Genomic DNA, 13,551 nt, shown 5'->3' with positions numbered 1-13,551 from the left:
TATCCTCTGGATGGTCAGGAAAAGAGGAGTTCGGGGCTTCGCCAAAAGCGGAGGATGGCTCATGCCAAAAACCGCGCCGTTGGCCGGGAAGATTCCCGAAGAGGCGACCATACGTTTCCAGAAGCCTCTCGATGCCCACAACAGGCTCCTTCTGATCGAGTTCGGCGGAAAGCAGTATCTGACGATCATCGGAAACACCAATCTTCTTCTGGATACATTCGGAGCGGGAAATATCGAAGCGGAAGAGGATTTCGCACGGATGTTCGAAAGCAACAAGAGACAGCTGGACCACTTTCTCAAAGAGAATCATCCCGACGCTTACGAAGCCTTCAAAGCCAACGCCAGCAAAGAGGAGCATCTTTGAACGCTTTAAAGAGGATTCATGCATGAAAACATGACAATCCTCGGGATCATCATGGTGATTCTGGGGTATGGCTACTACTCGAAACTTCTGAACCGATGGTATATCAGCGGACCGATGGTTTTCACGACGATCGGGATTCTTCTCTCTCCCCTTTTCTTCGGTAAAGAGTTTCTCCATCTGGAGGGGGAGATCGTCCAGACCATGGCGGAGATCGCCCTGATCGTCGTCCTTTTCGCTGACGCCTCCACCCTCGACATCAAACGTTTCGGCAGAGGATGGCGCATGCCGATCCGCATGCTCGGCATCGCTCTGCCTCTGACCATCCTCTTCGCCGCCGGGGTGGCCTTCTGGTTTTTTCCGGAAGAGTCACCGCTCTATCTGCTGCTTCTGTCTCTTTTTTTGGCCCCCACTGATGCGGCGCTGGGCAAAGCGGTCGTCACCGATCCAATCGTTCCCGAAAGGATCCGTTCCGCGATCAATGTCGAGAGCGGTCTCAACGACGGTTTCGTCTTTCCGGTCCTCATCACCGTCGTCGCCCTTATCGGCAGCGGACAGGAGCAGATGCAGGGCGGCTGGCTCGGATATGTGCTCCAGCAGATCGCCCTGGGTGTCGTCGGGGGTGTCGTCGTAGGATGGATCGGCTCCTTCCAGGCGAAGATCTCTCTTCGCCTCGACTGGCTCGAACACAGTTACCGCAACCTCATCCCCTTCGCCCTGGCGATCTTCGCCTACTACTTCTCCGAATATATCGGTGGAAACGGCTACATCGGCGCCTTCATCGCAGGGATGGTGATGGGCAATCTGACGCCCGAGCTGCACGAGAACATCGAAGAGTTCGTCGAAAGCGAAGGGGAGCTTCTGATTCTCGTCATCTTCACCCTCTTCGGACTTGTCATCGTACCGATGGTCGTCGATACCTGGAGCTGGAAGGTGCTCCTCTACGCACTGCTGAGCCTTACGCTTTTCAGGATCGTCCCCGTCGTGGCCAGCCTCACCGGACTCGGACTCGACTGGCCCACGAAACTCTTTCTGGGATGGTTCGGCCCCCGCGGTATCGCTTCGATCCTCTACATGATGATCGTCGTCCACCAGCTCGGCGGTGCCGAAGGTCACGAAACGATCTACGGGACCGTGACGCTGACGGTGCTGCTGAGCATCTTCCTCCACGGCCTCAGCGCCAAACCGCTGGCGAAACTCTACGCGAAACATATGGAGTCGCTGCGCGGGAGGAGTGGAGAGTGAGAAGTGAGAAGTGGGAAGTGAGGAGGAAGCTGGTATATACCAGCTTACTTATATCTCAATAGTAGCGGCGCAGCCGCCTCCTTCATTCTCAATTCTCAATTCTCAATTATCCATTCAAGGAGTTTTTCGCATCGAAAAACTCCGCAATCAACTCCCGCATGATTTTCGGATCGCTCTCCCGGTTCACCCGGTCGCGGAAAGCGCTGGCACCCCGGTAGCCGGCTTTGGAGTAGGTATGCAGATGCTTGCGGAACAAGACGGCGCCGTAGTCCCCGTAAAAGGCGATCATCTGGTCGAAATGCTCCAGGATCACCTCCTTTTTCAGTGCCGCATCGATCTCTTCGTCGGAAACGCCGTGTTTGAGCTGATAGAAGAGCCACGGCTTGCCCACGGCACCCCGGCCGATCATCACCCCGTCGGCTCCGGTAAACTCCAGTACCCACTGGGCTTTGGCGTAGTCGGTGATATCGCCGTTGGCGATGACAGGAATGGAGACGGCCTCCTTGATGTCACGGATCGCTTCGTAATCGACGGCACTCCTGAACTTTCCCGCCCGGGTTCTGCCGTGGACGGCGATGAAGTCGGCGCCGGCATCCTCGACCGTCTTGGCGATCTCCACGGGCCGCTTCTCCTGAAAGCCTATACGGACCTTGGCGCTGGTCAGAGGTTTTTTCGACGTCTCCTTGATGGTCCGGATGATCCGTCCCATCTTCTCCAGATCAAGCAGCAGCGAGCTTCCCGAACCGTGTGAGACGATCTTGGGAACCGGGCAGCCGCAGTTTAGATCGATGATGTCGATCCCCTCGATCCCGTTGAGAATCTCCACGGCCCCTTTGACGATCGTCTCGTCGGCTCCTGCGATCTGCACCGAATAGGGAGTCTCCAAGGGGGACTTTTCGACCATTTTGAGACTCTTTCTGGAGTTGTGCACCAGGGCGTTGGAGCTGATCATCTCGCTGACCGTCAGATCGGCGCCGAACTTTTTGACGACACTGCGAAAGGGCAGATCGGTCAGTCCCGCCAATGGGGCCAGTACATAGAGGGGTCGGGAAAAATCGAGTATCTTTTTCATGCCCGATTTATACTATAAGAGAGGCTTCTTGTAAAGAGGGAGGCACAGGACACCTCCCCTTGCCGTATCAGCACTGATTGAGAAGAAGATCGATCGGGTAGTGCTTGCCGCTCTTTCTGAGATCGAGATAGGCTTTGAAGTCGAGGTATTCGCCACGCTGGGTATCCTGCAACAGTTCGTTGGCTTTGTCGAGCATTTCGAACTCGATCAGTGTAAACACATAGGCTTTGAAGGCTTTTTCGTCCCGCGCGGCCAGTTTCTCGAAAAAGGCGAGAAGTTCGTGGGGTGTATAGGATTTGACGAGCTTGCGCGAAATCAGCATGTAATCGCAGTCGCTCGGACTGTTTTTCGTCAGGATCTTTTCGATCAGCGTCAGCGAAATCCTGTTTTTTTCGTCCCGCTCTTCAAGGGTGTCGATCAGATGCATCATCACATCTTTGTCGATGAAATCGAGATATTTCTCCAGCTGCTGCTCCGTCGCCTTCTCCACGAAGATGCGTGCGGCTTCCTTGATGACGCGTTCGTCGTAGTAGGGAACCCGGCGCAGCACCTCTTCGGCGCGGTCGGGTTCCTGTTTGAGCATGTTCAGAGCGTTCTGGATCACGTAGGGGTTGCTCTTTTCGAGCTTGTATTTGCTCAGATCCAGCACTTCGCCGTGTCTGATCGCCGTGACGATGTCGATGGCGTCGCGGACCTTTTCGTGACAGAGCTTCTTGTCCACTTTCGTGAAGTCGTCACATCCGCTGTCGAGCACGACACCGATCGGCTTGACCCGCTTGTCGGTGTAATGGTGTTTTTTGGGTGATTTGAGAATGTCCCAGTAGAGGGCGTCCGCGAGCTTTTCGATATCTTTCGTGACCCGCTTGCGGCGCATGTAGGCTTTGAAGCCGTAATAGAGCATATGGAAAAAGGATGCGAAATACAGAAGCACCATCGGTATGACGACCCATACCGCGATCGGAAGCGTCACGTTCACACCCATCAGATTGAGCGTAAATTCGTCCGGTGTGACCATCTGGTGGACAAAAGTCCCGACCGCAGCGATGATGAGTATCGCCGCCAGAGTGTAACGTTTCAGATGCATGGTGCCTCCTTCGATGATTGACTTCCGTATATCATAACGGAAGTGAAATTATCACCTCCTTATGCAGGGCTCTTTTCGGCGATCTGACGGCAGGTGATGCAGTATTTCGCATAGGGTTTGACCTTAAGACGCTGCATACCGATCGGCTCTTCGCACATTTCGCAGATGCCGTAGGTGCCGTTTTGGATCTTCGTCAGCGCCTCGTCGATCTCTTCGAGCTCTTTCTGCTGGGTGGAGAGAATCTCTTCGTTGATCATGTTGTCCGTGGAGACCGATGCGAAATCGCCTTCGTCCATCACTTCGTGGTTTCTGTGGAGTTCGTCCAGCTCTTTGGAACTTCCGTGGATGTTTTTTAGAATCTGGTCTTTTCTGTCTTCAAGCATATGTTTGAAATATCTGATGTCGTTTTCTCTCAAATCGCTACTCCTTGGCTCAATTCAAAATTTCCGAATTCTATCAAATTTGCCTTAAAATTCACAGGGAAACTCAAGGCTTTCCATAAAATTCTCTTTGACGATGTAATTCATTTTTACATCGTTACGTTTCTACACTTCAGAACCCTTGAATCTAATTATCGTCAATTGGGGAAAATGCTTTAGAAGAGAGAATTTTCCACTGTCGCTCTACTTGTGGTAGGGATGGCCGTGATTGATGGTCAGGCCGCGATAGATCTGCTCGAAAAGCGTCACCTTCGCGACTTTGTGGCTCATGGTGAGTTGCGAAAGGCTGATGGTGCGGTCACATCTGCCCAGAAACTCCCTGCTGTGGCCGTAGGCCCCTCCGATGAAGAAAGTGACCTCGTGCCTGTCGCGCAGCAGTTCCGCGAACTTTTCGCTCGTCGGCTCCTTCCCCAGGGGATCGAGGGCGATCGTGAACCCCCTGCCCAGCCAGGGTTCGAAAAGATCGGCATAACTCTTCTGAGCCATCTCACGTCCACTCTCCTGCGCCTTCGTCACTTTCGCATTGAAAAGGTCGTACGCTTCGAGCGTCGCGTACCGTTTCGCCATTTTCGAAAACCGGTCGCAGAGCTCGCTGTAGCAGTCTCTTTCAGGCTTGGCGATTGCGACGACGTTAATCTTCATAGAGTGCGCTTCCTATGACCAGCCACGTCACGTTTTCGACCTCATCATCGGGACGCACTCCCCCGATCGCAGCGACAGGGTGTTTCGACGTCGCGGCCAGTCGCGCGATCTTTTCACATCCGAGCACGTTCGCGTCACTTTTGGTGGAGGTGGCCCGGCAGGCTCCCAGACCGATATAGTCGATATCAAGAACATTGGCGGTTTCGATCTCTTCGGCATTGTGGGTGGAGAGCCCGATCCATCGATTCTCTCCCACGATTTCCCGCAGTTTCCGCACCGCCTCCTTCGGATCGGCGCCATAGCGCATCAGATCCTCCTGTCCCACATGTACACCGTCACACAGTTTCGCGAGCCGTGGATGGTCGTTGACGATGAGGCGGCCGTCAAAAAGGGGGCGAAGCGTTTCGAGTCGGGAGGCGATGAGCGAGGTATCGCCGCTTTTGTTACGGTACTGAAGCATCTCGGCACCCGCATCGAGAGCCTTTCGGACGAACCGTTCCAGAGACCATCCGCGGGCTTGGAGAGAATCCTCGTCCAGCAGAGCGTAGAGTTTCACACACCTTCTTTGTTGAAGAGTTCGAGCAGTTCGGCCACCGTCTCTTTCAAAACGCGCCGGGGAACGACTTTGTCGATGAGACCGTGCTCGAGAAGAAATTCGGAGCGCTGGAATCCTTCGGGAAGATCCGCGCCGATCGTCTGTTTGATGACGCGCTGGCCCGCGAAACCGATCAGAGCGTCGGGTTCGGCGAGAATGATGTCTCCCAGCATCGCGAAGGAGGCGCTGACACCGCCCATCGTCGGATCGGTCAGAATCGAAATGAAAGGGAGTTTCGCATCGTCGAGCTTCGCCAGGGCCGCACTGGTTTTTGCCATCTGCATCAGCGAATAGGTACTCTCCTGCATCCTGGCCCCGCCGCTGGCGCTGACGATGACGAGGCCGCACCCTTTCTCTAGTGCGCGGTCGACGGCCCTGACGATCTTCTCACCCTCCACGGAGCCAAGGCTCCCGCCCATGAAGGCGAAGTCGAAGACGACCAGTTCGGCAGGTTCCCCGCCGATTTCACACGATCCGCTGATGACGGAGGAGGTGCGTCCCGTCTTCTTCTTCGCCTCTTCCAGCCGTTTTTTGTAACTCTTCTTGTCGACGAATTTGAGCGGGTCGACCGGTTCGAGATCGGCGTCGTGCTCCGTGAAAGTGCCTTCGTCCGCCAGGAGTTTGATACGCTGATCGGCCGTCAGCCGCATATGGAAACCGCATTTGGGGCAGACGTAGTGATTCGCCTCGATCTCTTTGTAGTACATCAGGGCGTTGCACTTTTTACACTTGATCCAGTGTGCCGGCGCCTCCGCCGGCTTGGGATGCTCTTTGCGGATGCTTTTGAAAATGTTGCCGAAATTCATGATTTTTTTCCTTATTCGCCTTGTGCCAAACGGTGCAGTTGCAGAGCCGTCTCACGCTCCTTCGCAACGATCAGCAGTTCCTCTTCCACGATCGTCTCCAGACCTTCGCACATCCAAAGCGCCGCCGCGAAATCGTACCGGCGCCTCGGACCTGCGAAGATGACGAAACTGACATAGTGGGCATACGCCAACGACAGAGCCACGGCCCCCGGCGAGCGGAACTTCTGTTTTTTCCGCAGCAGGGCCATGGCGAGTTCGGGGTTGGCGTACGCCTTTTCGAAAATCCCTATCGTCGACTCTTCCCGCCTGACGACAGGCATGAATCGGTCCGAGCCTATCTTCCCCTGCATCAGCTCGGCACGCGTCTTGTAGAAACAGTCTCCGTTGGCCAGATTGACCACGACCGCCTCTTGCACCTTCCCGTCCACCTCCAGTGCGATGGAGGAGCCGTAGTAGGGAAGACCCGACACTGCGTTGTCGCTGCCGTCGATCGGATCGATGACGATCGTCGCTTCGCCTGAGCCGACGATCCCCGCCTCTTCCGAATCGATTTTACCAAATTTCGAAAGTTTTTCGATATAGATGTTCTCCGCCAGCGTGTCGATTCCGGCCGTTCTGTCCCCGCCGGCTCCGATGCCGCCATGATCGCCGAACTCTTGGCGCCAGCCGTCGTGGAGAATGGCGGCGATCTCGTGGGCGGCGATCAGGGTCGTTTCGACAAAAGGTGTCACGTTATTCCAAAAGCTCCCGGATCATAGCCTTGGCGGCTTCCCGCCCGTCGTAGACCGCCGTGACCACCAGATCGGCCCCTCTGCGGCAGTCACCGCCCGCATAGACCCCTTTGGTCGTCGTTTCGAAATTCTCGTCGATGACGATGCCGCCCCACTCGTTGGTTTCGATGCCGTTGGCCGAGAGAAACTCGAAAGGCACGGGATTGAAGCCCAGAGAGAAGATGACGACATCCGCGTCGACGCGGAATTCGCTCCCTTCGATCTCCTTGAGGCGCTGTCTGCCGCTTTCGTCGGGCTCACCGAGGGCGGTCTTGAGCATCTCGATGCCGACGACTTCCCCTTCGTCGTTGACCAGAACCTGCTTGGGCGAGGCGTTGAAGACGAATTCGACACCCTCTTCCTTCGCGTTGTTGTACTCTTTGCGCGAACCCGGCATGTTGCGGGCGTCCCGGCGGTAGAGACAGGTGACGCTCTTGGCGCCTTCGCGCAGCGACGTGCGCACACAGTCCATCGCCGTGTCGCCGCCTCCGATGACCACGACACGTTTGTCCTTGACGTCGACGCTTCTGTCGTAGGGATCGCCAAAGAGTTTTTTCTGGATATTGACCAGCAGATCCATCGCCATCAGGCACCCCTTGGCGTTTTCGTTGGGGATGCCGGCGCGTCTTTGCTGCGAGGCGCCCACACCGATGAAGACGGCATCGAAGTCGCTGACCAGCTCGTCGAAGGGTTTGTCCCTGCCGATTTCGACGCCGTAGTGGATCTTCAGTCCCGCCTCTTCCATCCATTTGACACGTCTGAAAAGTACGTTCTTGTCGAGCTTGAAGCCGGGAATTCCGTAGGTGAGCAGCCCGCCGGGCCGGTCGGCCCGCTCGAAGATCTCCACATCGATACCGGCGCGGAGCAGATAGGTCGCCGCCGAGAGACCGGCCGGGCCGGAACCGACGATCGCCACCTTTTTGCCCACCTTCTTTTCGGCGAAGCGCGGCTTCAGGCCGGCTTTGAAGCCCTCTTCGTTGATGAAGGTTTCCACAGGCCCGATCGTGATGGCGCCGTACCCGTCGTTGAGGGTACAGTCCCCTTCGCAAAGCCTGTCATGGGGGCAGATGCGTCCCATGATTTCGGGGAAGGGAGAGGGTTCGTTGGAGAGATTGAAAGCCAGCTCCAGATCCTTGTCGGCCACCGCCTTGAGCCACTGTGGAATGTAGTTGTGCAGTGGACATTTGTTGTGGCAGTAGGGATCGCCGCACTGGATACACCGCTCCGACTGACTGGATGCTTCGTTGGGGCTGTAAACCTCGTAGATCTCCCGGAAATCCTTGATCCGCTCGACGACGTTGCGTTTTTTCGGGTCGATTCGTTCGACAAAAATGAAATTCTGCATCTTACTCTCCCTCGTCCAGATTCAAAGGTACTTTACGCAACTCTTTGGGTCGAACCATCCAGAAGTTACGGATCTGCATACGGAAATTGTTGAGTATGCATTCTGCTTTTTTGCTGCCCGTTTCGTTGAAATACTCTTTGAGCAGCCTTTTGAGATAGTGGCGCGCTTCGTCGGTATCGTCGGTATCGATGCGACGGGCTTCTACCAGCTCCTGGTTGATGTTTTCGACGAAGGTATGCTCGGCGTCGTAGACGAAAGCCAGTCCGCCCGTCATACCGGCGCCGAAATTGACGCCCGTCTGGCCGAGGATCACGACGACGCCTCCGGTCATATATTCGCAGGCGTGGTCGCCCGTTCCTTCCACGACGGCCAGGGCGCCGGAGTTTCGCACCGCGAAACGCTCGCCCACGTTGCCGGCGACGAAGAGCTTTCCGCCCGTCGCGCCGTAGAGACAGGTGTTGCCCGCCGCCGAGAACTTCTCACCCTGGTTCAGCGGCGCGATGATGATCTTGCCGCCGTTCATCCCTTTGCCCACATAGTCGTTGGCCACACCGTCGATACGGAGCGTCACGCCGTTGATGAGGAAGGTGCCGAAGGATTGTCCGGCGATGCCTACCAGCTGGATGCGGATCGTATCGTCCGGCAGTCCTCCGTCGCCGTAGTACTTGGCGATCTCGCCGCTGATGCGGGCACCGAAACTGCGGTTCAGGTTGCAGATCTTGCGGTGGATGACCAGCTTCTCCTGGGGATTTTGGATCGCAGGCTGCGCCTCCTTGAGGACATCCTTTTCGAACTCGTTGGTATCGAACGGCTCGTTGGAGGGGACCTGGCAGGTGTCGGGACCCTCCAGCCGCATCAGGATCGAACTGAAATCGAACTTCTTCGCGAACTCGTCGTCGATCACTTCCAGCAGGTCGCTGCGCCCTATCATCTCCTCCATCGTCTCGTAGCCCAGAGAGGCCATGATCTGGCGGACATCTTCGGCCAGAAGCGTGAAGTAGTTGACCAGACGCTCGACGTTGCCCTCGAAGTGTTCGCGAAGCATCGGCTCCTGGGTCGCGATACCGACCGAACAGCGGTTCAGGTGGCAGATGCGCAGCATCTTACATCCCACCATCGCCAGTGCCGGTGTTCCGAAAGCGTAACTCTCGGCACCCAGCAGCGCCGCCTTGATGATATCCATACCGGTCTTCAGACCGCCGTCGGTCTGCAGATGGACATTCTGGCGGAGGTGGTTGGCCTTGAGGGCGTTGTGGGCCTCGCTCAGCCCGATCTCCCACGGATTGCCGGCGAACTTGATCGATCCCAGGGCCGCGGCGCCCGTACCGCCGTCGCCGCCCGAAATGATGATCTTGTCGGCGTAGGCTTTGGCGACACCTGCGGCGATCGTGCCGACTCCGGCCGTGGAGACCAGTTTGACCGTGATCGTCGCGTCCGGGTTGACCTGTTTGAGGTCGAAGATGAGCTGGGCCAGATCTTCGATCGAGTAGATATCGTGGTGGGGCGGCGGAGAGATGAGCGTCACGCCCGGCATCGTATGGCGCAGTCTGGCGATCAGCGCCGTGACCTTGTGGCCCGGCAGCTGTCCGCCCTCACCCGGTTTCGCGCCCTGGGCGATCTTGATCTGGATCTCTTCGGCGCTGCGCAGATAGGCGGGCGTGACACCGAAGCGGCCGGAAGCGACCTGCTTGATCTTGGAGTTGCGGATGGTGCCGAAGCGGCTGGCGTCTTCGCCGCCCTCTCCACTGTTGGACTGGGCACCGATGCGGTTCATCGCCTCGGCGATGCTTTCGTGCGCCTCCGGAGAGATCGATCCCAGACTCATCGCCGCACTGGCGAAACGCTTGAAGATCGCCTCTTTGGGTTCCACCTTTTCCAGTGGGATCGGCTTGCGGTCGCTTTTGAGGGCGAAGAAGTCGCGGATCATCTTCTTGTCGCGGTTTTCGATGATCTTTTTGAGCCGTTCGTAATCTTCCCAGTTGCCCGTCACCGCGGCATCCCGCAGCTGACGGATCGTATCGGGGGCGAAGTCGTGGTACTCCTGCCCGTCGATATATTTGTAGAAGCCCCCCACGTTGAGAGGGAAGAGTTTTCTCAGATGCTCGTGCTCGAAAGCTTCGCGGTGGTACCTTTCGATACGCTCCTCGATGTCGCCGTAGCCGAGCCCCGGGACGAGTGCGTGGGAGTTGCGGAAACAGTCCTCCACGATATCCTCGGAGAGCCCCAGCACGTCGAAGAGCGCGGAGTTCCGGTAGGAGGCGACGGTGGAGATCCCCATCTTCGACATGATTTTGAGAATTCCCGCTCCCAGCGCACCGTGGACTTTTTTGAACTCGTTGCGCATCTCGTAGTCGCTGAGCTGTTTTTTGGCCAGAAGGCGGTAGACCGTGGCGTAGAGCATGTAGGGGTAGACGGCGGAAGCGCCGTAGGCCAGCAGACAGGCCGTGGAGTGCGAGTCGATCACCTCTCCGGTAACGGCCACGATACTCACCAGGTGGCGGACGCCCGCATCCAGAAGGGCGTAGTTGAGACGTCCCACCGCCATCGCCATCGGGATCGTCTTGTGGTTTTCATCGAGTCCCTTGTCGTCGAAAATGACGATGCGGATTCCGTCGTTTTTCACATCCTCGATGATGTCGTAGACCAGATCCTCGAGGCTTCCTTTGAGGTTCTCCTCGTAGGTGGTGCTGTAGGTCCTGTTTTTGTAGTAGGGGCGGTAACGGGGATGTTTTTCATCGCCGAAGCTCTTGAGAACCTCCAGCTTTTCGGCCGTCAGGATCGGTGAGGTGGTTTTGAGACGCTGGGCGTGATCGGGGTCCTCGTCGAGAATGTTGTGGATCTCGCCGAATCCGGTGTTGATACTCATCACCACCTTTTCGCGGATCGGGTCGATGGGAGGGTTGGTCACCTGGGCGAATTTCTGCTTGAAGAAGTCGGTGAAGTTGCGCTGGACCTTCGAAAACGCAGCCAGAGGCGTGTCGTCACCCATCGAACCGGTCGGCTCCTTGCCATCCTTGACCATCGGCTCGATGATCTGGTCGATCACCTCCTGGGTAATGTTGAAGTAGCGCTGCTTTTCGATCATCTGGTCGAGATTGTAGCGCTCGAGATTGTCGAATGGCTTTTCGACGTACTCCTGCAGATAGACCATCTGTTCGTTGAGCCACTCGGCGTAGGGCCGCGAACTCTTCAGATAGTCGTCGATCTCGTGGTTTTTGAGAATCGTTCCGTACTTGAGATCGAGGCCGATCATCTCGCCCGACTGCAGACGGCCCCGCTCGTAGACGTTGTCGTCGTCGATATCGACGACGCCGTACTCGCTGGAGATGATGAGACGCCAATCCTTCGTGATGACGTATTTGGCCGGGCGCAGACCGTTTCTGTCGAGAACACAGCCGATGTAGCGTCCGTCGGTGAAACTGACGGCGGCCGGACCGTCCCACGCTTCGAAGCAGGTACTCATATATTCGTAGAAAGCCCGCAGGTTGGCGTCCATATGCGGCGCGTTCTGCCAGGGTGCCGGGATCACGGCGCGTACGGCTTTGAAGATATCCATGCCGTTGACCCGCAGAAACTCGAAGAAGTTGTCGAGGCTCGCACTGTCGCTCGAACCCTCCTGCATCAGTGGAAGCAGCCGCTGGATCTCCTCGTCGCTGAAGACTTCCGACTTGACCGACTCGCATTTGGCGGCGACGTTGAAACGGTTCGCCTCGACCGAGTTGATCTCGCCGTTGTGGGCGATCATTCTGAAAGGTTGGGCCAGCCGCCACTGCGGCAGCGTGTTTGTCGAGAAGCGCTGATGGAAGAGTGCGAAACTGATCTCGAAATCGGAATCCTCCAGATCGGTATAGAACTCTTTGATGTGGGTCGGCATCACCAGACCCTTGTAACTGATCACTTTGTTGGAGAAGCTTGGAATGTAGAAGTCGGCATCCTCTTTGAGGGCGATCTCCGTCTCACGGCGTGTCAGGTAGATCAGCGCCTCGAACCGTTTCGTCGCCATCAGGGAGTTGGGCGTCACGAAAATCTGGACGATGGAGGGAAGCGTTTCGAGGGCCTGTTTGCCCAGTGCGTCGGTGTCGATCGGCACTTCCCGGGTAAAAAGGATGCGCAGGTCGTTCTTTTCGCACATCTCTTCGAAAACCCTGAGATTTTCGGTGTTTCTGTAGAAAATCTGGGCCACGGCGTACTGCGCCGGCAGCGTATGCCCCTCCTGCCGGGCCACTTTCTCCATGAACTTCCCGGGCATCGAAAGCAGCAGGCCGCTTCCGTCGCCGCTCTTGCCGTCGGCCGCGATCGCGCCGCGGTGCATCATCCGCTCGAGTGCGTGGATGGCATCCTCAAGAAGTTCGTGACTCGGCCGATTCTCGATATTGGCGATCAAACCGAAGCCACAGTTGTCTTTAAATCCTCGCAATAGATCCATTCCAAACCCTTTTCATGGTTGAGTTCTTTGGTACAATACTCCAAAATTAAGCGATTTTACAAAAAATGGGGTTACAACTAACTGAAAAGTGCGCCAAGGGCTTCCAAAAAGCCCTAAAATGCGAAGATAGGTAAATTCCAAAGGATCGGCCGAAAAGATGCAGGGATACATACTCAATGTCCGCAGGGCGAAAAACGAAGACACGATCGTCACGGTTCTCACACCCGAAAGGATCGAGACGCTCTACCGCTTCTACGGCGCCAGGCATCCGATCATCACGACCGGCTACAAAATCGATTTCGAAGCCGAACGGGACGCGATACAGTTCATGCCGAGACTCCGCCATGTCATCCACCTGGGATATCCCTGGCTCAAGGAGAGCGAACGGCTGCAGATCTGGCAGTATTTCATCTCGCTTCTTTTCGAACATCTCAAGGATGTGGAACTGACGGGCCGCTTCTATTTCGATCTGCTCGAACGCTCCGCCTCGCTTTGGCACCTGCAGAATCCCAAACGCAGCGCCGTCGAAGCCTATCTGGCCATCCTCGAACACGAAGGCCGTCTGCACACCCCCGACATCTGTTTCGCCTGCGGCGATCCACTGGACGGGGAGATCGCCCTGATCCGCGCCTTCCTCCCCGCCCACCCCCGATGTGTCATCGCGCGAAGCTATCCGAAAGAGACGATCACGAACCTGATGGAGACGAAACAGACGATACTTCTTGACGATGGCGTCGTGGAAGGTCTGTGGCTGACGCTTCTGGA

At 56.6% G+C, this 13,551-nt stretch carries 11 protein-coding genes and 1 pseudogene; 3 read left to right on the top strand and 9 right to left on the bottom strand.

Going from position 1 to position 13,551, the window contains the following annotated elements; genetic code table 11:
* Positions 1 to 364: pseudogene (locus Q1K23_RS04355) on the top strand (hypothetical protein); the annotation flags it as partial.
* An 18-nt stretch (positions 365 to 382) separates the two neighbouring features.
* Complete coding sequence (locus Q1K23_RS04350; protein ID WP_300362754.1) at positions 383 to 1,606, top strand: cation:proton antiporter; 1,224 nt, start codon at positions 383 to 385, stop codon at positions 1,604 to 1,606.
* Between the two features lie 106 nt (positions 1,607 to 1,712).
* Here Q1K23_RS04350 and Q1K23_RS04345 read toward each other — a convergent pair whose 3' ends face one another.
* The 9 genes from Q1K23_RS04345 to gltB form a co-directional block, all read right to left on the bottom strand.
* Positions 1,713 to 2,678 carry a tRNA-dihydrouridine synthase gene (locus Q1K23_RS04345; protein ID WP_300362752.1) on the bottom strand — a complete coding sequence of 322 codons (966 nt, stop codon included), beginning with the start codon at positions 2,676 to 2,678 and terminating at the stop codon, positions 1,713 to 1,715.
* Positions 2,679 to 2,745: 67 nt separating this feature from the next.
* On the bottom strand, positions 2,746 to 3,762 hold the full coding sequence (locus tag Q1K23_RS04340; RefSeq protein ID WP_300362751.1) for a hypothetical protein: 1,017 nt from the start codon (positions 3,760 to 3,762) through the stop codon (positions 2,746 to 2,748).
* Between the two features lie 59 nt (positions 3,763 to 3,821).
* Positions 3,822 to 4,178, bottom strand: coding sequence for an RNA polymerase-binding protein DksA (gene dksA / locus Q1K23_RS04335; protein ID WP_300362749.1), 357 nt, complete (start codon positions 4,176 to 4,178; stop codon positions 3,822 to 3,824).
* 207 nt (positions 4,179 to 4,385) lie between these two features.
* Positions 4,386 to 4,844 carry a 23S rRNA (pseudouridine(1915)-N(3))-methyltransferase RlmH gene (locus tag Q1K23_RS04330; protein WP_300362747.1) on the bottom strand — a complete coding sequence of 153 codons (459 nt, stop codon included), beginning with the start codon at positions 4,842 to 4,844 and terminating at the stop codon, positions 4,386 to 4,388.
* Positions 4,834 to 5,400 carry a thiamine phosphate synthase gene (locus Q1K23_RS04325; RefSeq protein ID WP_300362746.1) on the bottom strand — a complete coding sequence of 189 codons (567 nt, stop codon included), beginning with the start codon at positions 5,398 to 5,400 and terminating at the stop codon, positions 4,834 to 4,836. Before Q1K23_RS04325 ends, Q1K23_RS04330 begins: the two co-directional genes overlap by 11 nt.
* A complete protein-coding gene (gene accD / locus Q1K23_RS04320) occupies positions 5,397 to 6,245 on the bottom strand; it encodes an acetyl-CoA carboxylase, carboxyltransferase subunit beta (RefSeq protein WP_300362745.1) in 849 nt (282 codons plus the stop codon). Before accD ends, Q1K23_RS04325 begins: the two co-directional genes overlap by 4 nt.
* An 11-nt stretch (positions 6,246 to 6,256) precedes the next feature.
* A complete protein-coding gene (locus tag Q1K23_RS04315) occupies positions 6,257 to 6,976 on the bottom strand; it encodes an inositol monophosphatase family protein (RefSeq protein ID WP_300362744.1) in 720 nt (239 codons plus the stop codon).
* Between the two features lies 1 nt (position 6,977).
* Positions 6,978 to 8,360, bottom strand: a complete 1,383-nt coding sequence (locus Q1K23_RS04310; protein ID WP_300362743.1) for a glutamate synthase subunit beta — start codon at positions 8,358 to 8,360, stop codon at positions 6,978 to 6,980.
* Between the two features lies 1 nt (position 8,361).
* Positions 8,362 to 12,786 carry a glutamate synthase large subunit gene (gene gltB / locus Q1K23_RS04305; protein WP_300362742.1) on the bottom strand — a complete coding sequence of 1,475 codons (4,425 nt, stop codon included), beginning with the start codon at positions 12,784 to 12,786 and terminating at the stop codon, positions 8,362 to 8,364.
* A 157-nt stretch (positions 12,787 to 12,943) separates the two neighbouring features.
* Between gltB and recO the strand changes: the two genes are divergently transcribed.
* Positions 12,944 to 13,551 (top strand): recombination protein RecO (gene recO, locus Q1K23_RS04300; RefSeq protein ID WP_300362741.1); only part of this gene is annotated, 608 nt, incomplete at its 3' end.

This window comes from Hydrogenimonas sp. (genome assembly GCF_029933015.1).
GTDB lineage: Bacteria > Campylobacterota > Campylobacteria > Campylobacterales > Hydrogenimonadaceae > Hydrogenimonas.
This window is presented reverse-complemented; position numbering and strand designations above follow the sequence as displayed.